This is a genomic window from Streptomyces sp. SAS_272 (assembly GCF_052543235.1).
The window spans coordinates 101,194-125,360 of record NZ_JBMNDR010000014.1 but is presented as its reverse complement, the minus strand read 5'-3'; the positions used below and the strand labels follow the sequence as shown (position 1 = coordinate 125,360).

Below are 24,167 nucleotides of genomic sequence, written 5' to 3'. Positions count from 1 at the left end.
CCCGGCCGTCTCTGCCGCTAAGGCCATCAGTTTCTGGCCAGTTCCTTGAGCGCGATGTTGAGTTCGAGGACGTTGACCGTCGGCTCGCCGAGGAAGCCAGCCGTGCGGCCGTCGGTGTGGTCCTTCACCAGTTTTCGGACCTGTGCGACCGTCAGACCGTTGTGCTCGGCCACCCGCTTGACCTGGATGTCCGCGTACTCCTTGGAGATGTCGGGGTCGATTGCCGAGGCGGAGCCGGTGACCGCGTCCTTGGGGACCTCGGACTGCGGTACGTCGTTGAACTCGGCGACCTGTTTCTTGGCCGCCTTGACGTTCTTGACGAGGGTCGGGTCACTGGCGCCGAGCTGGCTGGAGCCGGTGGACAGCGGGTCGTAGCCGCTGTTGGAGGGGCGGCCCTGGAACCACTTCGGGTCCGGCTTGTCGGTGCCCTTGATGTTCCAGCTCTGGCCGATCAGCTTGGAGCCGACCTCCTTGCCGTCGACCTTCACCGTTGAGCCGTTGGCCTTGTCATGGAAGGCCAACTGGCCGATGCCGGTGACCGCCAGCGGGTAGAGGACGCCGGTGACGACGGTGAGGACCAGCAGCATGCGCAGGGAGGCCCACAGCATCCGCGCGGTGTTCGTAACGGAGTTGTTCATGGCCTTCAGCCGATCCCAGGGATGAGGGAGATGAGCAGGTCGATGATCTTGATGCCGATGAAGGGGGCGATCAGTCCGCCGATGCCGTAGATCCCGAGGTTGCGGCGGAGCATCTTGTCGGCGCTCATCGGCCGGTACTGCACACCCCGCAGGGCGAGCGGTACGAGGGCGATGATGATCAGCGCGTTGAAGATGACAGCGGACAGGATCGCGGAGTCCGGCGAGGCCAGGTCCATGATGTTGAGCTTGTCCAGGCCCGGGTAGACCACTGCGAACAGCGCCGGGATGATCGCGAAGTACTTCGCGACGTCGTTGGCGATGGAGAACGTCGTCAACGCGCCCCGGGTGATGAGGAGTTGCTTGCCGATCTCGACGATCTCAATGAGCTTGGTCGGGTTCGAGTCGAGGTCGACCATGTTGCCGGCCTCCTTCGCGGCCGACGTACCCGTGTTCATCGCCACCCCGACGTCCGCCTGGGCCAGCGCGGGCGCGTCGTTGGTACCGTCACCGGTCATCGCGACCAGCTTGCCGCCCGCCTGTTCGCGCTTGATGAGCGCCATCTTGTCCTCGGGAGTGGCCTCCGCGAGGAAGTCGTCGACGCCCGCCTCGTCCGCGATCGCCTTGGCCGTCAGCGGGTTGTCGCCCGTGATCATGACGGTCTTGATGCCCATGCGGCGCAGCTCGTCGAACCGCTCGCGCATGCCCTCCTTGACGACGTCCTTGAGGTGGATCACCCCGAGGATGCGAGCACCGGCGGTGTCCTCGACGGCGACGAGCAGCGGCGTGCCGCCCGCTTCAGAGATCCGGTTGGACAGGATGTCGGCGTCGCCGGACACCTCGCCGCCCCGCTCCCGCACCCAGGCGATGACCGAACCAGCCGCGCCCTTGCGCACCTTGCGAGCGGCGCCGTTCTCGGTGAGGTCCACGCCCGACATGCGGGTCTGGGCCGTGAAGGCGATCCACTCGGCCTGCGCCAACTCACCCTGGTGCCGCTCACGCAGCCCGTACTTCTCCTTCGCCAGGACGACGATCGAGCGGCCCTCGGGCGTCTCGTCGGCCAGCGACGACAGCTGCGCCGCGTCGGCCACCTCAGCCTCCGTCGTACCCGTCACCGGCACGAACTCCGACGCCTGACGGTTGCCGAGCGTGATGGTGCCGGTCTTGTCCAGCAACAGGGTCGACACATCGCCCGCCGCCTCGACCGCCCTGCCGGACATGGCCAGTACGTTGCGCTGCACCAGCCGGTCCATGCCCGCGATGCCGATCGCCGAGAGCAGCGCGCCGATCGTGGTCGGGATCAGACAGACGAGCAGAGCCACCAGCACGACCATCGTGAGGTGCGTGCCCGCGTAGTCCGCGAACGGCGGCAGGGTCGCCACCGCGAGCAGAAAGACGATCGTGAGCGACGCCAGCAGGATGTTCAGCGCGATCTCGTTCGGCGTCTTCTGCCGGGCGGCGCCCTCGACCAGGGAGATCATGCGGTCGATGAAGGTCTCGCCGGGCTTCGTCGTGATCTTGATGACGATGCGGTCGGAGAGGACCTTCGTGCCGCCGGTGACGGCACTGCGGTCGCCGCCGGACTCGCGGATGACCGGGGCCGACTCACCGGTGATCGCGGACTCGTCGACGGATGCGACGCCCTCGACGACGTCACCGTCGCCGGGAATGATGTCGCCCGCCTCGCAGACGACCAGGTCGCCGATGGTCAGCTCGGTGCCGGGCACCTGCTCCTCGCTCTTGCCGTCTTTGGACAGCCTCCGCGCCACCGTGTCGGTCTTGGCCTTGCGCAGGGTGTCCGCCTGCGCCTTGCCGCGGCCCTCGGCCACCGCCTCCGCCAGGTTGGCGAAGACGACGGTGAGCCACAGCCAGGCGCTGATCGCCCAGCCGAACCAGTCGCCCGGGTCCGTGAAGGAGAAGACCGTCGTCAGCACCGAACCGACCAACACCACGAACATCACGGGCGACTTGACCATCACCCGCGGGTCGAGCTTGCGGACGGCGTCCGGCAGCGACTTCAGCAGCTGCTTCGGGTCGAAGAGACCCGCGCCGACGCGTCCCTCTTCCTTGTGGCCGGTGGGCACGTCGCTGTGCGGCGCCCGGGTCGGGGTAACCGTGGACATCGAGTCCTCTTGCTTCTGGATGTTGGCGGTCATGACGCCAGCCCCTCGGCGAGCGGGCCCAGCGCGAGGGCAGGGAAGAACGTCAGACCGGTGATGATCATGATCGCTCCCACGAGAAGTCCGGTGAACAGAGGCTTCTCGGTGCGCAGCGTGCCCGCGGTGGCCGGGACCGGCTTCTGCTCGGCGAGCGAGCCGGCCAGCGCCAGCACGAACACCATCGGCAGGAACCGGCCCAGGACCATGCACAGGCCCAGCGTCGTGTTGAAGAAGTCGGTGTTCGCGCCGAAGCCCGCGAAAGCCGAGCCGTTGTTGTTCGACGCCGAGGTGAAGGCGTACAGCACCTCGGAGAAGCCGTGCGCCCCGACGTTGGTCATGGCGTCCTTGCCGTCCGGCAGGGCCATGGCCACCCCGGCACCGATCAGTACCAGCGCCGGCGTGACGAGGATGTAGCAGGCCGCCAGCTTGATCTCACGGGTGCCGATCTTCTTGCCCAGGTACTCGGGGGTACGGCCGACCATCAGGCCGGCGAGGAACACCGCGATGATCGCCATGATCAGCATGCCGTAGAGGCCGGATCCGGTACCGCCGGGCGCGATCTCGCCGAGCATCATGCCCAGCAGCAGCACGCCGCCGGACAGTCCGCTGAAGGAGTCGTGGAAGGAGTTGACCGACCCGGTCGAGGTCATCGTGGTGGAGACGGCGAACACCGAGGACGGACCCTCGCCGAAGCGCTGTTCCTTGCCCTCCATTGCGCCGCCCGCGAGTTGCGAGGCGGTGCCCGGGTGGGCGTACTCCAGCCAGGTCACCGCAACCACGGCAGCGAACCAGATGATGCCCATCGCGGCCACGATCGCGTAGCCCTGTTTGACGTTGCCGACCATCTTGCCGAAGGTGCGCGGCAGCGAGAACGGGATCACCAGCAGCAGGAAGATCTCCAGCAGGTTGGTGAAGCCGTTGGGGTTCTCGAACGGGTGAGCGCTGTTGGCGTTGAAAAAGCCGCCGCCGTTGGTGCCCAGGTCCTTGATGGCCTCCTGGGAGGCGACCGCGCCGGGGCTGATGGCCTGCTTGTCACCGCTGAGCGTGGTGATGGTGTGGATGTCGCCGAAGTTCTGGATGGCGCCCGCCGCGATCAGCACGACCGCCGCGACCACCGAGATCGGGATCAGGATGCGGACGATGCAGCGCACCAGGTCCGCCCAGAAGTTGCCCAGGTCCCCCGTGCGGGAGCGGGCGAAGCCGCGCACCAAGGCCACCGCGACGGCAATGCCGACGGCCGCCGAGACGAAGTTCTGTACGGCCAGACCGGCGGTCTGGGTGACGTGGCTCATCGCCACCTCACCCGAGTACGACTGCCAGTTGGTGTTCGACACGAACGACGCGGCCGTGTTGAACGCCTGGTCCGGGCTGATCGGCTTGAAGCCGAGCGACAGCGGCAGCTTGTCCTGGACCCGCATCAGCAGGTACAGGAACAGCACGCTCACCGCGGAGAAGACGAGCATGCCGCGCAGGTACGCCGGCCAGCGCATCTCCGCGTCCGGGTCGGCACCCACCGAGCGGTAGATCCACCGCTCGACGCGCAGGTGCCTCTTGGACTGGAAGACGGCGGCCATGTAGTCCCCGAAGGGGCGGTGCACCAGAGCGAGCGCGCCGACCAGCGCGATCACCATGAGCACATCAGCAAGAACGGAGCTCATGTCGGGGACTCAGAACCTCTCCGGGAAGATCAGGGCGAGGACGAGATAGCCCAGCAGAGCGACGGCCACGATCAGGCCGACGATGTTCTCGGCGGTCACAGCTTCGTCACCCCCTTGGCGACGAGAGCCACCAGCGCGAACACCGCGATCGTGACGACGACGAAGGCCACATCGGCCATCGCAAGCTCCTGGAAGAGGTTCGGAAATCCGTAAGAGGATCGGACCGGTACAGGTAACCTGCCTGTCGGGCCGGATTCGAGGGTGCTTAACGGCTCCCTTACGCCGACCCGTGCACCCTTGACGCATCTCATACGCCCAGCCCCGCCAACCCGGTCGCAGCATCACGTACGACGTCCGGGCAACGCCGACGACGGGGCAACACCCTGGCCGGCAGACAGCCTCAGCCGGGCCACGCGCCCGAGCGACGGGGCAAGCCGTTAAGGACGAATCGCCGACCCGTTAGCAACGCGTCAAGAAACACGGAAGGGCACAGCTACGGGCCTACCGTCGGCGCTATGGGACGCCGCATCGACGGACACGGAATCGACGGGATCGACGGAGATTCCGGCGAGCGCGCCCTCCCGTCCCAGCGGCTGGTCCACGACCGCCACTGGGCCGCCGAGCTGCGCAGCGCGATCGCGTGCGCCGGCTCGTTCCTGGGGCTCCTGCTGCTGGTGGACGCGGCTGCCGGAACGTTCTCCCCGGCGCGTGTCACCTTGTGGAGCGGAATCGCGCTGTTGCTGTTCCTCGTCCTGGTGCCACCGCGGGTGACCGCCGGCGAGGGATGGCTAGGCGTACGCGGCCCCTGGCGCACACGGCTGGTGCGGACGGACCGCCTGGTGTCCGTACGCCCGACGGGCAGCGCAGGCCAGCGCCTGATCCTGCGGGACACGCTGGGCGGCCGGGTCGAGTTCGATCCGCGCGTCCTGACCGCCAACCCTCTCCTGTGGCATCGCCTCGACACCGACATGCGCATCTCGGCGAGCCGGGGGTCCCTGCGCCAGGGCTGGGCCGCACTGGGCGGGCTGTCGGAACGCGTTGACCGCGAAACGGCGCTGGCGGTCTTCAAGGTCTCCGGCCTGGAGGAGTAGCCCGGCGGCTCGCCAGCCCGCCCCACAGATGCACTGTCCAGCTCCCTCCCCCTTCCTCACCTGCTTCTTTTGCTCCATTTGTACGTATCTCGCGAAATCCTAACGGTCCCTTAACGCCCAAATGGTGGGTCAGCCCTCCCTCCATGACCCCCCTCGCGGCTTACGCTCGCGCACGTGTTCAACATGACCGGTCTGCTCAAGCGCCTGGTGATCGGGCGGGCCATGCGCAGCGAAGAGCTGCACGAGACGCTGCTGCCCAAGCGGCTGGCCCTGCCGATCTTCGCCTCCGACCCGCTGTCGTCCGTGGCGTACGCGACCCAGGAGATCCTCCTGGTGCTCTCGCTCGGCGGGATGGCCTATCTGCACTTCACCCCGTGGATCGCGGCGACGGTGGTGCTGCTGTTGGCCGTGGTGGTGCTCTCCTACCGCCAGGTGGTCAGCGCGTACCCGAGCGGTGGCGGCTCGTACGAGGTCGCCTCGACGAACCTGGGGCCATCCGCCGGGCTCGTGGTCGCCGCGTCACTGCTCGTCGACTACGTCATGACAGTGGCCGTCTCGGTCGCCTCCGGCGTCGACAACATCATCTCGGCCGTGCCCGAACTCGCCGACCAACGCGTGAACCTGCGAGGCGTGCGCGAATCGGGCCGCGCCTTCGCCACGCCCACGTATCTCTTCGTCGGCGGCGTACTGATCATGATCGCGACGGGGCTCTTCCGGTATCTGGTCGGGGACGCGCCGGTCGCCGAGTCCGCCAAGTACGGCATCGCGGCGGAACCCGGGGACGCGCACCTGGCCGGTCTCGCCCTGGTGATGCTGGTGCTGCGCGCCTTCTCCCAGGGCTGTACCGCGCTCACCGGCGTGGAGTCGATCTCCAACGGTGTACCGGCCTTCCGCAAGCCCAAGCCGAAGAACGCGGCGACCACCATGGCCGTCATGGGCGCCATCTCCATCACCATGTTCATCGGCGTCACCGCACTGGCGCTCATCTCCAAGGTGCGCATCACCGAGGACTCCTGCCGCCTGACCGGCCTGGACGGAAGCTGCGAGAGCTACACCCAGCGCACCGTCATCGCCCAGATCGCCGCATCCGTCTTCGGCGGCGAGCACAGCATCGGCTTCTACTTCATCCAGGCCGCCACCGCCCTCATCCTGATCCTGGCCGCGAACACCGCCTTCAACGGCTTCCCATTGCTCACCTCGATCCTCGCCCAACACCGCTACCTGCCCCGCCAGCTGCACAACCGCGGCGACCGGCTCGCCTTCTCCAACGGCATCCTCGCCCTCGCGATCGTCGCCGGCCTGCTGCTGTGGGGCTTTAAGGCCAACGTCACCCAGCTCATCCACCTCTACATCCTGGGCGTCTTCACCTCCTTCACGCTCTCCCAGACGGGCATGGTCCGGCACTGGAACCGTGAACTGCGCACCGAACACGACCCGGCGCTGCGCCTCCGCCACAAGACGGCCCGCGCCATCAACGGCACCGGCGCCGTCTTCACCGGCCTGGTCCTGCTGGTCGTGCTGGCCACCAAGTTCACGCAGGGCGCGTGGCTCGCAGTGCTCGCCGCGAGCGTGCTCTATGTGATGATGCGCGGCATCCGCCGCCACTACGACGCCACCGCCACGGAGCTCGCCGTCACCGACCCACGCGCCGAACTCGTCCCGCCCAGCAGGGTGTTCGCGATCGTCCTGGTCTCCACGATCCACAAGCCGACCCTGCGCGCCCTCTCCTACGCCCGTGCCTTCCGCCCCGACCATCTGGAGGCCCTGACCGTCTCGGTCGACCGCGACGAGGCCACAGCCCTGCGCGGGCGCTGGGAGGAGTACGGCATCGAGGTCCCGCTGAAGATCATCGACTCCCCCTACCGGGAGGTGACCCGCCCGGTCGTCGACTACGTCCGCTCCATCCGCCGCGAGAGCCCCCGCGACGTCGTCGCCGTCTTCATCCCCGAATACGTCGTCGGCCACTGGTGGGAGAACCTCCTCCACAACCAGTCCGCCCTCTGGCTCAAGAGCCGCCTCCTCTTCACCCCAGGCGTCATGGTCACCAGCGTCCCCTGGCAGCTGACCTCCTCCGCCCGCGCCGACCGCCCGGCCGGCCGCGCCCCCGGTTCCGTCCGCCGCGGCGAACCCCCGAACTCGGACCAGCGCCCGGACAGTCCTGTTGGATCCGGGCGCCCGTAGCCGGCCCCACCGCAGCCGAGGCCGACGGTCTGGTGCTCAGCGGAACTCCGCGAGGCGTGCCCGCAATCCGAGCACCGTGAGCAGGCCCGCGGCAAGCAGTGCACCGCACGTCCACGGCAGCCCGGTTACGGCGGACCGGCCATCGCTCACCGAGGCGGCGAAGTGCTCACGGTTGATGACGATCAGCTGGTCGAGCGCGTCTATGTACGCGCCGAAGTGCGCGTTGGACATGCCCGGTTCCCAGCGGCCTCCAACGCTGCCAGGCGACGATGACCAGCAGGAACACGCCGACGAGGCGGGTCAGTGCGGGCAGAGGCGCGGTGGCGAACAGCAGCGTGTCGGCGACTGCGGCCGGGACGGCGCCGACAGCGAAGACGCCGACCAGGCGCCGGTCGACCTCGGGGCGGTTGAACCACACCTGGCGGCCGTTGCTGGCCAATTGGGCGACGGTGCGGACCGCCACAGCGTCTCGGGTGCCCAGGACGGCGACGAACACGGTCAGCAGCGGTACTCCGCCGCCGAACCCGGCGACCGCGGACAGGGCCGCGGTGCCGAAGGCGGCGACGACAAGGGCGATGACCTCCAGTACCTGTTCCACGCAGGGGATTCTTCCGCCCGCGGTGGCGGCCGGGCCGGGGGGGTCGCTTCCCACACATCGCCCTCCGGCGGAACACGGTGTTGGTTTCAGGTTCCACCAACAAACCAACCATCCGAATGATGGACGTGACACTCCGCCGGCCCGGACCGCCCCTTAGGCTGGCAGGTGCAGCTGGTTCGCCCCGTCCGCCAGGCGGGATGCGTCGCAAGAGGGAACCCGGTGGGAATCCGGGACTGCCCCGCAGCGGTGAACGGGAACGACCGCCGTCATACGCACTGGATCCGACGTACCGGGTCCGGGAAGCGACGGCCAGTAGGTGTCCTCCGGTCAGGAGGATGTGCCCGCGAGTCCGAAGACCTGCCAACTGCCCGTGTGCGGACCACTCCGCGCGCGGACATCCCGGTGACCTCGTGGGCGGGTCGGCGTTTCATATCGGCGGGCGGCCGTGGGCCGTTACCGTCCGGTTCGTCACCCCTTCGCGCTCTCGTCCCATCTCCGGGATCTCAGGGATTCATCTCGCGAAGGAGATCTCCGTGACCACCAAGTCCGCAGCCGCGGCAGCACGCGCCACCGTGTACGGCTACCCCCGCCAGGGCGCGAACCGGGAACTGAAGAAGGCCGTCGAGGGCTACTGGAAGGGCCGCGTCACCGCCGACGCCCTCCGGGCGACCGCCGCCGAGCTCCGCCGGGGCAACTGGCAGCAGCTCGCCGACGCAGGCATCCACGAGGTGCCCACCGGTGACTTCTCGTACTACGACCACGTCTTGGACACCACCGTCATGGTCGACGCGATCCCCGCCCGCCACCGGGAGGCCGTGGACGCCGACGCACTTGACGGTTTCTTCGCCATGGCGCGCGGCACCCAGGACATCGCCCCGTTGGAAATGACCAAGTGGTTCGACACCAACTACCACTACCTGGTGCCCGAGTTGGGCCCCGACACGGTCTTCACCGCGAACTCCGCCAAGCAGGTCGCGGAGCTGAAGGAGGCCCTGGCCCTTGGTCTCACCGCCCGGCCGGTCCTGGTCGGCCCCGTCACCTACCTTCTCCTGGCCAAGCCCGCCCCGGGTGTGCCAGCGGACTTCGAGCCGCTCACCCTGCTCGACCGGCTACTCCCGGTGTACGCCGAGGTCCTCGCCGACCTGCGCGCGGCCGGTGCGGAGTGGGTGCAGCTGGACGAGCCCGCCCTGGTCCAGGACCGCACCCCGGCCGAACTGAACGCCGCCACCCGCGCCTACCGGGACCTCGGCGCCCTCACCGACCGGCCCAAGCTCCTGGTCGCCTCCTACTTCGACCGCCTCGGCGACGCGCTGCCCGTGCTGGCCAAGGCGCCGGTGGAGGGGCTGGCCCTGGACTTCACCGAGGCAGCGGCAGCCAACCTGGACGCCCTGGCGGCCGTGGGCGGGCTGCCAGGCAAGCGCCTGGTCGCCGGCGTCGTCAGCGGGCGCAACGTCTGGATCAACGACCTGTCGAAGTCGCTGTCCACCCTCGGCACCCTCCTGGGGCTCGCCGACCGGGTCGACGTGTCCGCCTCCTGCTCCCTTCTGCACGTGCCGCTGGACGCGACGGCCGAGCGGGACATCGAGCCGCAGATCCCGCGCTGGCTGGCCTTCGCCCGGCAGAAGACCGCCGAGATCGCCACCCTCGCCAAGGGCCTGTCCCAGGGCACAGACACCATCAGCGCCGAACTGGCCGTCAACCGCGCAGACCTGGCCTCCCGCGCCAGTTCACCCATCACCAACGACCCAGCCGTCCGCGCCCGTGCCGAGGCCGTCACCGACACCGACGCCCGCCGCTCCCAGCCGTACGCCGAACGCGCCGCCGCCCAGCGTGCCCATCTGGGGCTGCCGCTGCTTCCGACCACCACCATCGGCTCGTTCCCGCAGACCGGTGAACTCCGCGTCGCCCGAGCCGACTTGCGGGCAGGACGGATCGACGCGGCCGGTTACGAGAAGCGCATCAAGGCGGAGATCCAGGAGGTGATCACCTTCCAGGAGAAGGCCGGCCTGGACGTCCTCGTGCACGGCGAGCCCGAACGCAACGACATGGTCCAGTACTTCGCCGAGCAGCTCACCGGATACCTCGCCACCCAACACGGCTGGGTCCAGTCCTACGGCACCCGCTACGTCCGCCCGCCGATCCTGGCCGGCGACATCTCCCGCCCCGAACCGATGACGGTGCGCTGGGCGACGTACGCCCAGTCCCTCACGCAGAAGCCGGTCAAGGGCATGCTCACCGGCCCGGTCACCATGCTCGCCTGGTCCTTCGTCCGCGACGACCAGCCCCTCGCCAAGACCGCCCGCCAGGTCGCCCTGGCCCTGCGCGACGAGGTCAACGACCTTGAGGCGGCCGGTACTTCGGTCATCCAGGTGGACGAACCCGCACTGCGCGAGACACTGCCACTGCGGGCCGCCGACCACTCCGGGTACCTGGCGTGGGCGACCGAGGCGTTCCGGCTCAGCACCAGCGGAGTGCGACCGGACACCCAGATCCACACCCACATGTGCTACGCCGAGTTCGGCGACATCGTCCAGGCCATCGACGACCTCGACGCCGACGTCATCAGCCTGGAGGCCGCCCGCTCCCACATGCAGGTCGCCCGTGAACTCGCCGCCCACGGCTATCCGCGCGAGGCCGGACCCGGCGTCTACGACATCCATTCGCCGCGTATCCCGGGCACCGAGGAAGCGGCCGAACTGCTGCGCACCGGCCTCAAGGCGATCCCCGCCGAGCGGCTGTGGGTCAATCCCGACTGCGGACTGAAGACCCGCGGCTGGCCCGAGACCCGCGCCTCCCTGGAGAACCTGGTCGCCGCCGCCCGCACCGTCCGCGCGGAACTCCCCACGTCCTGACCGCAAGTCCGGCCGGCTGGGGGAGGGCATGCCCTGCCGCCCTCCCCCGGCCCCAGCCCCGGCATCGGAGAAAGCACCCGCCCATGGCTCTCGGTATGCCCAGCACAAGGGCAGACAGCGCACTGTCCATTCGTGACCTCCTCGCGCGGGGAGGCCGCTCCTACTCGTTCGAGTTCATGCCGCCGCGCAGTACGGCGGCCGAAGCCGGGCTCTGGACCGCGATCCGCCGACTGGAGGCCCTGTCCCCCACCTTCGTCTCCGTGACGTACGGCGCCGGCGGTTCGACACGCGGCCGGACGGTCAACGTCACCGGGCGGATCGCCCAGGAGACCACACTCACCCCGGTCGCCCACCTCACCGCGGTCGACCACAGCGTCGCCGAACTGCGCAACATCCTCGGCCACTACGCCGACCAGGGCGTACGCAATGTTCTCGCCCTGCGCGGAGACCCGCCCGGTGATCCGCTCGGCCCCTGGACGAGGCATACGCAGGGCATCCGGTACGCGGCCGAACTGGTCAGCCTCGTCGGGGAGTCGGGAGACTTCTGCAGCTCAAAGCCCGCTTCGACCTCCCCGTGCTGATCTCGCCGTCCCGGAAGTCGTTCCTGCGGACGCTCACCGGGAGCAGCGTTTCCGGGATCGGTCCGGCCACTCTGGCGGCGGAACTGTACGCCGCGCGCAGCGGGGCGGACTACATTCGCACCCACGACGTCGCCGCCCTCCGTGACGCGCTCACCGTGTTCGAAGCCCTGGAATCGGCCAAGGAAGACAGCTGGTGACATCGTCTTGGAGGCTACGGCCCGTGTCGCGGCTCCGATCGGCCTCGGCTGCCGGATCTGCGGGCGCCACGGCAGTGCCCAGCGCGCCCGGCCCCCGGCCGGCGGACCGCTCGCCGTCGAACGGACCGGCGTCCGTACGTCCCCTACCCGGTGGAGAGCGCACCCCATGACACAGCCCGTAGGAGCAACATTGTGACCAGCCGCGTCACCGACGCCCCTATAACGCGGGGGCGCGGGAAACCGGTCTGACCAGGTTAAAGACCTCGCGGGCGGCATACCGCTTGAGGCATCGGACGATCTCACGTCGGGTCTTGCCCTCCTGGGTGCGGCGTTCGTAGTACGCCTGGGTGCGCGGGTCGTGACGCAGGCGGGTGAACACGATGCGGTGCAGGGCGGCGTTGGCCTGACGGTCGCCGCCGTAGTTGAGCCGGCGCGTGATTCGCCGCCCGGAGGAGTACTCGACGGGGCTGACTCCGCAAAGCGCAGCAAAGGATGCCTCGGTGTTCAGCCGCTCGGGGTTGCCTCCCATGGTGATCAGCAGCGTGACGGCGCTGTCCGGGCCGATGCCCACCGGTGCGAGTAGCTGTGGGGCGTGGTCTTCGACGAGCTGGGTCAGGCGTCGGTTCAGCTCATTGATCTGCCCGGTGAGCTGTTCGATACGCTCCGCGAGCATTCTCAGGGTCATGTGGGTGGCCTGGGCCACCGCATTCTCGTCGTCCTCGCCGTCGTCTGGTCCGAGACGTGCGCAGGTGCGGAACAGCTCGCGGTTGCCCAGGCTCGACAGTCGTTCCCGCAGCGCGGGATCGGCGATGACCAGGACGGCTTTGAGCTGGTTGATCGCCTGCGTGCGGGCCTTGACCGCGGAGTCCTTGGCGAGTTTGAACATCCGGGCGCTGTGCACCGGGCCGTCACCGGACTTGGCCCGGGCCCGGGCGCGACCGCTGAGCACGGCCCGCGCAGCAGCCTGTGCATCGAGCGGGTCCGACTTCCCCAGCAGCCTGCGGGCCGAGCGGTCAGGCCGGTTCACCTCGTACACCTCGACCTGCTGCGCCAGCAGGTAGCGGGACAGACCCGCGCCGAAGGTGCCGGTGCCCTCCCGCACCGTACCCCGCTTGCGGGCCCACACGAGCAGGTGTCGGTAGCCGGCCGCCGTCGCAGGGAAGGACTCTGTTCCCAGGATCTTCCCGAGCGGGGAGAGCACGGCGGCGACATGCACCTCGCCGTGCGTGTCCACGCCCAGAACGATCTCGCGCCGAACGGGCGGATCCGTGCTCGAGGAGGTGCGGTGTTGTCTGGTCGTCATGGTAGTTCGCCTCCCGCGTGGTGACGTGCTGGGTGGCTGGCACCAGCCTGGTCGGGCGGTCTGAACCGTGATGGCGCCTGAAAATCGGCAAGGCCCCTATTGGGACACGTCCTGTGGCTCGGTGACAGCAGACACCATCCCGCAACGACAGTCGACAAGCCTGTGACTGGACACTTCGGTCATAAATCTCATGAGTCAGACCCCCGCCCGGGACGGCGTTGCGAAACCTTCCCACCAGCACCGGCACAAAGGCAGCGTCCGATCACTCTCGGAAGACTTCGTCTGGACCGGAGACCAACTGCTGCCGCAAGCCGAGAGAAGGGCTTCACCCTTCGTCTGCTCGTGACCGGCATTGAAAGACACCCAAGTCACCCGCCGCACCAGCCAGATACGACCGGCACGCGCCCGTGGTCCGGGACGCCTCCCTCACCGTCACGCAGCGCGGCGGTGTTCCCTCAGGCGGGGCAGCGAGGAAGCGCAGGGCAGAACTGGACACGGCGACGCCGGACGGGTAGACAAGCATGCGAAGCCTCTGGTGGAGATGGTTCTCTTGGTCGAAAACCCGTCTACCAGGGGCTTCATCTCGCTGTCAGCCCAACTGCCTGGCTGGCACGTGAGGTTGGAAAGGGCTCACGGAGCCGCCCCAGCACGTAGCGGTCAACCAGTCTGAACATCCGGGTTCAGGGCCCCATCCGGATCTCCCCAAATCCCTCTTCTCCTGACACCTCGGCTGCCATCATGTGCCGGTGGACCGGTGGACGGCACGCTGCCGCCGGCGGGGGCATGGGGAGGCATGGTGGCCGACAAGCCGTCAGCAGCGTTGGACGTCGGCGCGTTGCTGACGTCGGAGCTGTCGGTCGCCGACCGGCGAGCCGCCCGGCGCGACTTGCTGTCACCGGAACAGCCCGCCCTCGCCTACCTGCGTGAACGCGTCGCCGACGAGGACACCGAGGTCCTGCGCACCCTCCGCGACGGGGATACGGACGTTCATCGGCTGCTGGCCCCCAGGGCCGCCGCGGCGACCAGCGTCCGGGCTCTTGCGGGGCACGGCCCGTACCGCGCGGACGAACCGGCCGCTGCCCAGGCCCTGCGGGCCTCCGCCGCCATGGCACTCGCGCTGGTGGGCGACGCGGAGGACGCGCCGGGTCAGTTACAGACTGGGCTGCTATGGCTGCGGCACTGCCAGGCCCATCTGCCCCTCGACGGGCTGGAGACGGCGGGCCTGCTGGACCGGGCAGCGCCCGGACACGGGGCACGGATCAACCGGCTGACGGCGGGACTCGGCGAGGACGAGCGGGACCTCGCCCTGCCGGTCCTGCTGTGGCTGCTGACTCTGGACGGGGCGCTGCCCGAGCCGCAGAAGGCGGCCGAGGCAGGCGTGCTGTTCGACGCCGGGCGGGGCGGAGCACGCGGGACACTCACGGTCGCCGTCCTGCCCGACGGGCCGCCCGCGCTGACACCCGACCCCCGCACGATGTCCGGCTTCCGTGCCGACGCGCGGTTCCAGCAGTCCCTCCGGGACGCCTGGACAGCAGCCGGGCACGACGTCACCGGGACCGTGCTGTGGTCCCTGACCGGCGCGGACGGAGTCGTGGGGATGGTGGCCGACCGGTCGCTGGGTTGTGCCTTCGGAGTGCTCATCGGCGAGGCGGGGCACCGGACCGGCATCCGGTCCGGCCCACCTTCCTCCAGACGCCCCCTGGCCTGGTTCTCCCTGCCCGCGTTACGCCGTCTCAACTCCCGTACGGCGCTGGTCGGCGGGCTCGACGGGACGCGCGCGGGTCGGCTGGTCACCGTGGGTGGCTACGCGAGCAAGCTGAAGGCGGCAGACAACGGACAGAACGTGATCGTCCCGAAGGCCGACGAGGACGAGGCCCGTCAGGCGTGGCACGGCGACAGGTCCGCGAACCTCCTGGTCGCCTCCACCGTCACCGAGGCCGCCCGCCTGGCCCGGACCTGGGACGGACCGGCCCTGGCCCGCTGGGCCAAGGTGACCGGGCCCGCGCTCCTGGTCGTCCTCGCGATGGTCACAGGAGTGGCGCTCTTCTTCGCCAAAGTGGGCGACGAGGAGGCGGACAAGGCGCTCGCGGCGGATCTCGCCGCGGAGGCCCTGACACTCCGGCAGACCGACCCCCGTCTCGCGGGCCTGCTCGGCCTCGCCGGAAGCCGTATCCAGCCGGACACCCCGCGGGCCGTCCAGGCGATGCGCGACGTACTGGACACCAACTCCGGCGTACGGCTCTCGTGGCAGGCCAGCCCCGCCAGGGTCGACAGCGTCGCCGTGGACGACAAACGCGACCGCGTCTACACCACGGGCAACGACTCGGGCGTCAAGTCCTGGGACCTGCGCACGGGGAAGCTCCTGGGGAAGGCGCCCGGGGATGTGGGTGGCCTGGTACTCAACGACACGAGCGGGCTGCTCGCCGCCCGCAGCGCCTCGGTCGTCTCCCTGTACGAGGTGCTGGACGAGAGACCTGCCCTGCGAGGCACCTTGCCGGTGCCTACCTGTGCGCGAGCGGACAGCCGGACCGTGGCTATCGCTTTCACAGTCCAGGGAGTCCGGCTCGAGGAAGTACGAAACGACGGCACGCTGGCCCAGTACGACACCACCACCCGTCAGCAGACCGACTGTCGGCGACTCAGCTCGATGGGCGTCCCGGGGCTGCCCGGTGGTGTGCGCGTAGTGGTCGACGCCTCGGTGGCTCTCAGCCCCAATCCGCGCCCCGACCGGGAGCCCGCCGAGGAGCGGGTGGTCCTGCTGTTGGCGAACAACCGTGTGCTCTCGGTCGGCCTCGACAGCCACAAGGCGGAGGTGGAGATCGAGGAGGAGGACGTCCAGGGCACGCCGACGCAGATCGGGGCCAACGACGAATTGATCGTCCTCGCCACCCCTGGAGGCGTCCAGGCTTGGGACCGAGCCCGGCGCCGACAGCTCACCTTCGCCGTGGGCAATCTGCCCACGGCCCCCCGCGCGATGGTCGAGCACAGCGGCAGTGTCGCGATCGCCGGCGACACCGGCACCGCTCTCGTACCGGTTGGCGCCGGGGACGACGCCGCCGCGAGCCGGGGTCTTGACGAGCTCCGTGGGGGTCCGGCTACCGCCGTGGCCGTGGGGGCCGATTTCACGGTGGTCTCCGCAGGGCGCGGCGGGCGCGTCAACGTCCTCGACGACCGGCCCGGGCCGCTGGGCCGCAGCATTGCACCGGCGACCAACGCCGCCTTCGGTACGGACAGCCGCCTGCTCCTCTCCTCCTTCTCGGAACTCGACCACGCCTCCACCGAGCTGTACACGGTGCGTCCGGAGACCGGGGAGAACCTGGCACTCTCCGCCGACACGGACTGGTCGCACGAGACCACCTACCGCTCCCGCGCGTTCTTCGTCAACGACGTCGCGATGAGCGCGGAGTACGTGGCCAGCGCTGGACAGTTCAGCGGGCGGGGCACGATCGCCGTATGGCGGCGGAACGGCACCTGGCTTCGGGACCTGCGGCCGTCCGGCGTGAACGAGACGGGCCGTCCCAGCGCCGAGCGGATCGTCACCGACGTCGCGTTCGTGCCCGAGGCCCACCTGCTGATCGCCCGGCACGTCACCGGCCCAGTGACGGTCTGGTCCACCCGGACCTGGAAAGAACTCGACACCGTTCCTCTCGCCGAGGGCATCGACCTCCGGGTGCACGGGACCCGTGCCGTCACCCTGGAACGGCCGGGCGAGGACGATGCGCGGCTCGTCGCCATCGACCTGACCACTCCGCAGGACGCCACCACCCGAGCGGTGAAGACGCCCGGTGCGTACGGGCTGGACTGGAGCCAGGACGGTTCCCGCCTCGCCCTCCTCGCCAACGGCAATACCATCCGCTACCTGGACGCGAAGATGCGGGACACCGGGCCCCCACTGCGCGTGCCCGACGCCGCCACCGAGGCGAGGACGGTGGCCCTGTCACCCGACGGGAGCCGGACGGCCGTCGCCTTCGCCGACCAGGTCCTCGTCCACGACACCGCGACAGGACTGCTGTCGATGCCCGCCCTGCACCGCAGCGGTGCCGGGGACATCATCCACCTGTACTGGTCCCCGGACGACCGCATGCTGGTCGCCGTCACCCGTTCGTTTCGCACGGACAACGCCGCCGAGCCGCTGAACCTCTGGAAGGTGGGCGGCATCGACTGGCAGCGGAGCATCTGCCGGTGGACCGGCGGCAAAGGGCTCACCCGCGAGGAATGGGCCAAACATGTAGGCGACCGCCATGCGTACATCGATCTGTGCGCCGAGGAGAAGTGACCGACGCATGACTCCCATATCCATGCCCTTCCGCGCCCTGGCTGCTCTCATCCTGTCGTCCGCCGTGATCGCCACCGCCGCGTGCTCGGCGGATCCCGACGACGACAAGGCCCCGGGTGCCCGGGGCGCCAGCCCCTCCTCCTCGGCGGCGAACCGACAGAGGCCCGTCCTCGCCTTCGTCCGGCCGAAGCAACAGGCGGTAATGGTGGCCGACGCCGCCGGCCGTACCTGGCAGGCGGACCGTACCGAAGGGCAGGTGCCGGACCGGCTCAGCTGGTCCCCGGACGGCCGCCGACTGGTCTGGACGGACCCGCAGAAGGAGGACACCACCGGACGGCTGCACGTCCTCGACGTCACCACCGGCAAGAAGGTCTCCCATGCCTGCCCCTGTAGCGGGGCCGGCTTCCTCGGCGAGGACGCCGTCGGTCTCGCGAGCGACGGCAGCGCGCTGCTGGTGTTCCCGGCCACGGGCGATCCGCGGCGGATTGCACTGAACCGGAGCAAGGGCCCCTACGCCAGTCTCGTCACTGGAGGGTCCGAGGACGTCACCCTTTTCACCCCGCTGCCCGAAGGCCCGGGCGTCTTCCGTGGCCAGGGCACACTCGACGCCGTCGACCGGCAGGGACGAGTCCGTCCGCTCCTGCTGGCGAAGCAGCCGTCCACCCTCACGCAGGCATGGCGGGCACCTGACGGCAAGGGCGTCGCCTGGGGCAGCGCGGACAGCGGCGGGGCTTGTTGGACGGTCTCCACACTCTTTCAGCACTCCGGTGCGGCCGGCCGGCCGACGCGTCTGCTGCCCGGAGACACCGCGTTCCGCCAGGCGCTGATCGGGGACCAGCGCTTGATCCTCTCGGCCGCATGGGCGGGGGCGGGACTGACCGTCACCTATACAGGAATCGAGAACTGCCAGGCCCGGTACCCTGGCCGGTCCGTCACCTACTACGTGCGCGACGGGAAGTGGACCTATCTCGGATCCGGCCTGCTCGGACTGGCCCTCGGGGCGGACGGACGGGTCGCGCGTCTACGCGGCGACGCTCACGTCGCCGACGGCATGAGCCTGCCCGTCGGCGCCCTGAGCCTCACCTCCGGTGGCAGGGAACAGGTATTGGCGGACGGCGTGTCCGCCTTCGTCTTCACTCCCGCGGAGAGCGCCGCCGCAGGGGCACCAACCGCCCGGCCGCAACCCCCCACCGCGGCGGTGACTACGGTCGACGACCACGGGAAGGCGCTGCCCGAGACGATGGTCCTACTAGCCCGCCGTATCGAGCGAGCCGCCGCCGACGACGACACCGAGGCACTGGTACGGCTCTGCACCGGCTGCAGAGAGGGGGTACTGCAGTGGGTCCGGCGGACGGAGGCGCCGTCCGAGATCCTCCAGGCGATCCGCGCCCATCCCCTCGTGAACGGGCCCCAAGGGTTCATGTATCCGGGCCTCACCATGTGCGTGGACGAGCCGCAGCAGGACATCACCTGCACTCCGGAGCAGCTGCACGACATCGCCGTACTGGGCCTGAAGCCGGACCGGGACGGCGACTACGGCGGGTCGGTCTACTCCGTGTGGAAGTCCGTGCCCGTGCCTCTGATCATGCGTATGGAGAACGGGGAGGCGCGATGGACCGGACTGGCCGCCGGATGACCGGCCCCGGAGCTGCCGACTCCCGGGTCGGCACCGAACCGGAGGTCCCGCCGAGTCGGGATGGCCACGCGTGGTCGGCATACGGCGCCGACTCGGGGGCCTCGGCACCGCTCAGTGCTGACGTGCGGGCCGCCGCCGGTCCGGTCATGATCGGGGACGTGCTCGACGGCAGGCTGGTCATCGGCTTCGGCTGCGCGGCCCTCGCCGTGCCGACCTCCGCCGACGACCGGCTGCTACTCGAAGGCGACGAGCACAGCGGGCCACCGTCGCGCAGCACCGACCCCGCCCGGCACCCGGCGCTGGAGCGCGTCGGCCTCCCCCCGTACGCACAACTGAAGCGGGACCGGATCCACCGCGCCGACGACCTCGCTCCCGGCCTGACCGGAGCCTTCGACGAGCTGATCCACGGGGTGCGCGGCCCCCGGTTTCTCGCGCCCCTCATCGATCGGTTCGCCGAGTCCGAGCACGGCTTCTGGCTGGCCGGGGGCGCTCCACGCGACCTGCTGTCGGGTTTCCTCCCCGACGAGGTCGGCGACCTGGACGCCACGGGAACCGCCCCGGCCGGTGCCTTCTGCGACCTCGTCGAAGACGTCCTCGAAGGGGACGGCTCCAGCGCCGAGTGCCCCCGGCGGTTCAGTCCCGACAGCCTGGTCTGCTCCGTCCTCACTCCGCAACGCGACGGCCACGTCCTGGACTACCGGGGCCTCGGCGTGCGCGGGCTGCCCTACCCTGCCACCGGTACGGACCTGGACCAGGACGGCCGGCAGCGCGACCTCACCGTCAACACCCTGCTGTACGACCCGCTGCACCGGGTCGTCGTGGACCCCCTCGGGCGGGCGCTCGGCGACCTCCCCCATCGAGGCGGGGGACCCCGCCGACTCGTCCTCGCCGGTGCGCCGGAGAACCCCGAGACCTGCGCGGAACTGCTGCTGCGCGCGCTGAAGTTCCTGCTGCGCTGGCAGCAGCCCAGCGATGCCCGCACGGCCCGGTGGCAAGACAGGCTCCGCCCCGACGGCGGGGCGGAGGGAGAACACGGCCTGGACGACAGCGCGGCGCGGGCTTGGGCCGAAGCCCTCCCTGCGGACCTTACGGCACGGCTGGACGAGCGCGGGGAGGCAACCTGGCAGCGTCTGCGGGCGCAGGCCGACACCTGTCTGCCGGGCGGGCCGAACGCCCTCCCCGCCGAGACGGTCCGCGCCTACGGCCCCGTCGTCGTCGAGCTGCTCGCTCGGATCACCGGGCCCGGAGCATGATGGGCACGCCCCAGGAGGAGGACGTGATGGCCGTGCACCGTCCGCTGAGCAGCTGGATCGCCCGCCTGGTACCGGGCGCGCCGGGTACCCCCGCGTCCCTGGGACGGATCAACGACGGTAACGAGCGGGCCGACGCCCGGGAGATGAGCCGGTTCCGTACCGCCGCCTGGACACGGACGAGCGTGACCGTCAGATGGAACGAAGCACCCGCCCGGGCGCTTGCCCTTCGGGCTCCGGACGGCTCCCTGGTGGTCGAACTGGACGACTTCGGCAGGCCGCTGCCAGTCACGGAGGACGGCGCTGATCTGGTCGCGGGACTTGAGGAGTCCTGGACTGCCGTCCCGGCCGATCCCCTGACCGTGGCACGGTTGCAGGCGGAGAGCCTGGAGCTGCGCTACCTCCTGCTGCACCGCCTCGACCGGGAGACCGCCGCCCCCGCAGCCCTCTTCCACTGTCTGCCCTGGAGCCGGGTCGAGGCCGCCGCGCACTCCGTCGCCGCGCTGCTCGGTCCCATCGGTACGCCGTCCTCGTCCGCTAACGGCGTCGCGGGGGCGCCTGAGGCGCGGGAGCTGCGTCACTGGTTCACGCCGGCTGCCACCTCGCTCGCCGGTCCGCTGTCGGTGCTCGAAGCCGGACTGCGCAGCGACCGGGGCGGCCTCTGGTTCGGGCGCGAGGCAGCCGACCTGCTCACCGGGCTGTTCACGGCGGACCCGGCGCGTCTGCCGACCCCCACCAGGTCGGCGCTCGCCGCGCTGGCCGAACGGCTCGGTGCCGATCCGGCGCTCCGTCACGGTGCCCGGCTGGCCAGCACCCGGCTGAGCGGCCCCGGCCCCGGTCCCTCGACCGTATTCGTGAATCTGTCCCTGACAGCGCGTCTCGACTCCGAGTTCGTCCTGCTTGCCTCCTCGGGGGAGCCGGAGGACGAGAACGAGCGGGTGGTAACCCTGCGCGAACAACCACTCACTGCCGAGGTGGCGGTAACGCGGGACGGCATGGTGGACGTCGAGCTGGCGATCGAGGACGACGGAAGGGCACCCGCCAGAACCGTGGCGCAGGACGGGCCGCTTTGTTACCCGGTGCGGGTGAGTCCAGTCCGGGGAACCGCCGGGGCGCGCGCCCCCTCCCGGTACTGGATGATGCTGGACCGGGCCGGCTCCGGCTGGAACGGCTTCCTCACCGTGCCCGTCCCGGACGGGCAGTTCGACATCGGTCTGGATGCGCCGCCACTCGCCCTGCCCTTCCTCGACCGGGTCCCGCTCGCGGAGCTCCGGGCTTCGCTGCATGCCAACGAGCTGATCGGGAGCACCCGTTGGCACGGGATGATCGACGGTCTGCACCGGCACCATCCCGCGCACGTGGCGCTCGCCGCGTACGACGCCGAACTCCCCGAATAGGCCCTGTCGTACGGGCTCCGGAGGACGGGGCCCGGCGGATACCGTGGACGAGTGGACACCGCTGACGCACGACCAGTTCCCGCCTCCGGTACGGGCATGACCGCCGGTGGCGACGCCCGGCGCCGCGCGCTCGAAGCGGAGTTCCGGCGCCTGGAGGAGAGCGCGATGTACAGCGCTCAGACGCAGTTCGAGGAGGCCAAGCGCTGGAGGGCGCTGCACTGGCTGTTGGGCGTTCCGGCGACTCTGCTCGCGGCGGTCGCAGGGACGACCGCACTGGTGGACTCCACGGGCGGCACAGCCGCCGGCATCCTCGCCCTGGTCTCGGCGGGCCTGGGCGCGGTACTCACCACGGTCAACGCACCGCAGCGGGCGGGGCAGGCGGCCGGCTCCGCCAACGCCTACCTGGAGATGCAGACGGCCGCACGGCAGCACCGCGAGATCGACCTGCCGGACTGGCCCCTCGGGGAGGCGCGTGAGGCGCTCGCCGCGCTGACCGCCCGCCGTGACGCGCAGAACACCCAGGCGGAAGTGCCCAGCCGCCGCGCCTACCGCAGGGCGCAGGCCAACCTGCGCGCGGGATCGCAGACCTACGCCGTGGATGAAGGCGCTAGCTGACGCCAACCCGATCGGCGGTCAGCGACACTGCCGTCCACACGAATCGCTCGGCGGGGCGAGGGCTCCAACGAAGTAGAGCGGCGGCGATGACGATGCCCACAACCGAAAAGGGGGCCTTGACCCAAGGTCCGCCCGCTGCTGCTTCACCGGCTCAACGGGCGCCGGGCAGAGATCACTGATTTCCTGGTCAGTAACGGAATTCTGGTGATCAGCTCATGAACGACACACACCACGATCTTCCCGACGCCCTCGTCCGCAAGCGCATGGAAAAGATGCTGGCCGCCTGTCACGACTCCAACCGCCGGCCGAGCGTCCTCGCATTCGCCCGCAATCTGGGCCTCAGCAACACGACCTTCCGCCGCCGTTATCCCGACCTCGTCCAGGAGACCACCGCCCGCCGAACGGCCCCATCCGACGAGCAAATATACGAACCGTCTGCCCTGGACACCCTGACCGCCCGCAACGCGAAGCTCCGAAGCCGCAACCGCGAGTTCACCGCCGCCCTCGCCCTCGCTGCTGCCCAGATCCAGTACGTCACCCTCGAAAACGTCCGCTTCCGCGAGGCACCCGAAGCCCAGCAAACAGTCACTCGCCTCCGCTGAGGCCCACGCGGTCACCGCCAGCCTCCGTCCACTACAGGAAAACCGCGCGACGGTGGGGCCAGGGGCACAGGATCATGTTGTCTGAAGGGGCGCCCAAACCATCGCGCCTCACGCCCCGCCCACGGCACGGCACGGCACGGCACGGCACGGCACGGCACGAAGGATCCTGATCATGCGTCTGATCTTCATCGACGACAGTCGGCAGAGGAACTGCCCCCGCAAGGGCCTGGGCGACCTCGTCGCCCTCGGCGCCGTCAGCGTCCCCGATAAGACGATCTCGCCGTTCGCCGAGTCCCTCCAGGAGATCAGAAACGATCTCGGCATCCCCGACGACGAGGAACTCAAGTGGAAGCCGGCCAAGGGGAGCTTCCTCGCGACCGCCGGGGGCGAACTCGTCACCCAGCTCCGCCAACGCATGCTTCAGGCTGCCATTGATCACGAGATACGGTCGATGGTGGTCATTATCGATCACTCCGCGGCCTACACCTGACGCACACTGGTCCAGGTCGGCCAGGAGATCCTCAAGTGGCTCTACGAACGCATCACCATGCACCTGGGCGATCACGGAGAGCTCAGCGTCGTGATCGCGGACAAGCCGGGCGGCGGGCCGGCGCAGGAAGGCAAGTGGCTCGCGGAGACACTCAAACTGACAAACGGTGGCACCGAGTACGTCAAGCCGGACAAGGTCGTGCTGCCCATCGTCACGGCGCCCAGTCACCACATTCCGCACCTGCAGCTTGCCGACCTCGTCGTCGCGGCGTCCACCGCGGCCGTCGCCGGCATCCCGGCCGGCCTCGCCCTCAAGGACCTGCTCTATCCACTTGCCCACCAGCACGGCCTCGGAGCCATCAACGGCGCCGGCGTGGTCATCTTCCCGGACCACCCCAACCTCTACTTCTGGGCGTTCGGGGAGACGCTCTACGCGAGGCCGGCCTACATGTCGGGCTACGACCTTCCGAGCCCTTTCGGCAGCTACTCCAACGACGACGGCCTTCAGGCCGAGACGTCAGACTCATCGTCGGAGTGAGGTCGGCTCCGAAAGCTTCAACGGCATCGGGAGCCCGATTGACGCGACCGTCGCGGACCGGAGCCGCGCGATGCCGCCGTCGCAGTCTCGGCACGGGCGGCTCGCTGTC

The 24,167-nt window shown here is 69.7% G+C and carries 18 protein-coding genes, 3 pseudogenes and 1 riboswitch; of the genes and pseudogenes, 14 read left to right on the top strand and 7 right to left on the bottom strand.

The window, feature by feature from the left end; all coding sequences use genetic code 11:
* Positions 1 to 26 precede the first annotated feature (26 nt).
* From kdpC to kdpF, 4 genes are read right to left on the bottom strand one after another with little or no spacing between them, the layout of a single operon-like run.
* Positions 27 to 638, bottom strand: a complete 612-nt coding sequence (gene kdpC, locus ACN6LD_RS12110) for a potassium-transporting ATPase subunit KdpC (RefSeq protein ID WP_334450145.1) — start codon at positions 636 to 638, stop codon at positions 27 to 29.
* A 5-nt stretch (positions 639 to 643) separates the two neighbouring features.
* Entirely contained in the window at positions 644 to 2,791 is a 2,148-nt protein-coding gene (gene kdpB, locus ACN6LD_RS12105) for a potassium-transporting ATPase subunit KdpB (protein WP_334450143.1), read from the bottom strand.
* A complete protein-coding gene (gene kdpA, locus ACN6LD_RS12100) occupies positions 2,788 to 4,452 on the bottom strand; it encodes a potassium-transporting ATPase subunit KdpA (protein ID WP_334450141.1) in 1,665 nt (554 codons plus the stop codon). The genes kdpB and kdpA overlap by 4 nt, the downstream gene beginning before the upstream one ends.
* 9 nt (positions 4,453 to 4,461) lie before the next feature.
* Positions 4,462 to 4,551, bottom strand: a complete 90-nt coding sequence (kdpF, locus tag ACN6LD_RS12095) for a K(+)-transporting ATPase subunit F (protein WP_037659531.1) — start codon at positions 4,549 to 4,551, stop codon at positions 4,462 to 4,464.
* Between the two features lie 416 nt (positions 4,552 to 4,967).
* Here kdpF and ACN6LD_RS12090 point away from each other — a divergent pair, with 416 nt between their 5' ends.
* Entirely contained in the window at positions 4,968 to 5,543 is a 576-nt protein-coding gene (locus ACN6LD_RS12090; protein ID WP_334450137.1) for a hypothetical protein, read from the top strand.
* 183 nt (positions 5,544 to 5,726) lie between these two features.
* Positions 5,727 to 7,724, top strand: coding sequence for an amino acid permease (locus ACN6LD_RS12085; RefSeq protein ID WP_445035818.1), 1,998 nt, complete (start codon positions 5,727 to 5,729; stop codon positions 7,722 to 7,724).
* 166 nt (positions 7,725 to 7,890) lie between these two features.
* Here ACN6LD_RS12085 and ACN6LD_RS12080 read toward each other — a convergent pair whose 3' ends face one another.
* Positions 7,891 to 8,322 carry a TSUP family transporter gene (locus ACN6LD_RS12080; RefSeq protein ID WP_334450135.1) on the bottom strand — a complete coding sequence of 144 codons (432 nt, stop codon included), beginning with the start codon at positions 8,320 to 8,322 and terminating at the stop codon, positions 7,891 to 7,893.
* Between the two features lie 155 nt (positions 8,323 to 8,477).
* Positions 8,478 to 8,701: riboswitch (cobalamin riboswitch) on the top strand.
* Between the two features lie 154 nt (positions 8,702 to 8,855).
* Between ACN6LD_RS12080 and metE the strand changes: the two genes are divergently transcribed.
* The 4 genes and pseudogenes from metE to ACN6LD_RS12060 all read left to right on the top strand — a co-directional run.
* Positions 8,856 to 11,174 carry a 5-methyltetrahydropteroyltriglutamate--homocysteine S-methyltransferase gene (metE, locus tag ACN6LD_RS12075; protein WP_334450133.1) on the top strand — a complete coding sequence of 773 codons (2,319 nt, stop codon included), beginning with the start codon at positions 8,856 to 8,858 and terminating at the stop codon, positions 11,172 to 11,174.
* Between the two features lie 83 nt (positions 11,175 to 11,257).
* Positions 11,258 to 11,722 (top strand): annotated as a pseudogene (locus ACN6LD_RS12070) (methylenetetrahydrofolate reductase); the annotation flags it as partial.
* Positions 11,723 to 11,748: 26 nt separating this feature from the next.
* Positions 11,749 to 11,952 (top strand): hypothetical protein, encoded by a 204-nt coding sequence (locus ACN6LD_RS12065; RefSeq protein ID WP_443042338.1) that lies wholly within the window; start codon positions 11,749 to 11,751, stop codon positions 11,950 to 11,952.
* A 22-nt stretch (positions 11,953 to 11,974) separates the two neighbouring features.
* Positions 11,975 to 12,201, top strand: a pseudogene (locus tag ACN6LD_RS12060) (short-chain fatty acyl-CoA regulator family protein); the annotation flags it as partial.
* On the opposite strand, the gene ACN6LD_RS12055 reads toward ACN6LD_RS12060, so the two are convergent.
* A complete protein-coding gene (locus ACN6LD_RS12055) occupies positions 12,170 to 13,255 on the bottom strand; it encodes an IS110 family RNA-guided transposase (protein WP_334450131.1) in 1,086 nt (361 codons plus the stop codon). The pseudogene ACN6LD_RS12060 and the gene ACN6LD_RS12055 overlap by 32 nt on opposite strands.
* A 793-nt stretch (positions 13,256 to 14,048) precedes the next feature.
* Here ACN6LD_RS12055 and ACN6LD_RS12050 point away from each other — a divergent pair.
* The 5 genes from ACN6LD_RS12050 to ACN6LD_RS12030 all read left to right on the top strand — a co-directional run bounded on the left by ACN6LD_RS12050 (position 14,049) and on the right by ACN6LD_RS12030 (position 22,429).
* Entirely contained in the window at positions 14,049 to 17,531 is a 3,483-nt protein-coding gene (locus tag ACN6LD_RS12050; RefSeq protein WP_445035812.1) for a hypothetical protein, read from the top strand.
* 7 nt (positions 17,532 to 17,538) lie between these two features.
* A complete protein-coding gene (locus tag ACN6LD_RS12045) occupies positions 17,539 to 19,167 on the top strand; it encodes a TolB-like translocation protein (RefSeq protein ID WP_334450127.1) in 1,629 nt (542 codons plus the stop codon).
* 146 nt (positions 19,168 to 19,313) lie between these two features.
* Positions 19,314 to 20,420 (top strand): hypothetical protein, encoded by a 1,107-nt coding sequence (locus ACN6LD_RS12040; protein ID WP_334450126.1) that lies wholly within the window; start codon positions 19,314 to 19,316, stop codon positions 20,418 to 20,420.
* 26 nt (positions 20,421 to 20,446) lie between these two features.
* The gene (locus ACN6LD_RS12035) at positions 20,447 to 21,814 is read left to right on the top strand and encodes a hypothetical protein (protein ID WP_334450124.1); all 1,368 of its coding nucleotides are present in this window, start codon (positions 20,447 to 20,449) and stop codon (positions 21,812 to 21,814) included.
* A gap of 96 nt (positions 21,815 to 21,910) precedes the next feature.
* On the top strand, positions 21,911 to 22,429 hold the full coding sequence (locus tag ACN6LD_RS12030) for an SLATT domain-containing protein (RefSeq protein WP_334450122.1): 519 nt from the start codon (positions 21,911 to 21,913) through the stop codon (positions 22,427 to 22,429).
* On the opposite strand, the pseudogene ACN6LD_RS12025 reads toward ACN6LD_RS12030, so the two are convergent.
* Positions 22,422 to 22,535, bottom strand: a pseudogene (locus ACN6LD_RS12025) (DUF6069 family protein); the annotation flags it as partial. The gene ACN6LD_RS12030 and the pseudogene ACN6LD_RS12025 overlap by 8 nt on opposite strands.
* Before the next feature lie 109 nt (positions 22,536 to 22,644).
* Between ACN6LD_RS12025 and ACN6LD_RS12020 the strand changes: the two are divergent.
* The 3 genes from ACN6LD_RS12020 (at position 22,645) to ACN6LD_RS12010 (ending at position 24,058) form a co-directional block, all read left to right on the top strand.
* Positions 22,645 to 23,031, top strand: a complete 387-nt coding sequence (locus ACN6LD_RS12020; protein ID WP_445036565.1) for a hypothetical protein — start codon at positions 22,645 to 22,647, stop codon at positions 23,029 to 23,031.
* Positions 23,032 to 23,203: 172 nt separating this feature from the next.
* Entirely contained in the window at positions 23,204 to 23,521 is a 318-nt protein-coding gene (locus ACN6LD_RS12015) for a hypothetical protein (protein ID WP_334450118.1), read from the top strand.
* A gap of 90 nt (positions 23,522 to 23,611) precedes the next feature.
* Positions 23,612 to 24,058, top strand: a complete 447-nt coding sequence (locus tag ACN6LD_RS12010) for a hypothetical protein (RefSeq protein WP_445036566.1) — start codon at positions 23,612 to 23,614, stop codon at positions 24,056 to 24,058.
* The last annotated feature ends 109 nt before the right edge of the window (positions 24,059 to 24,167 follow it).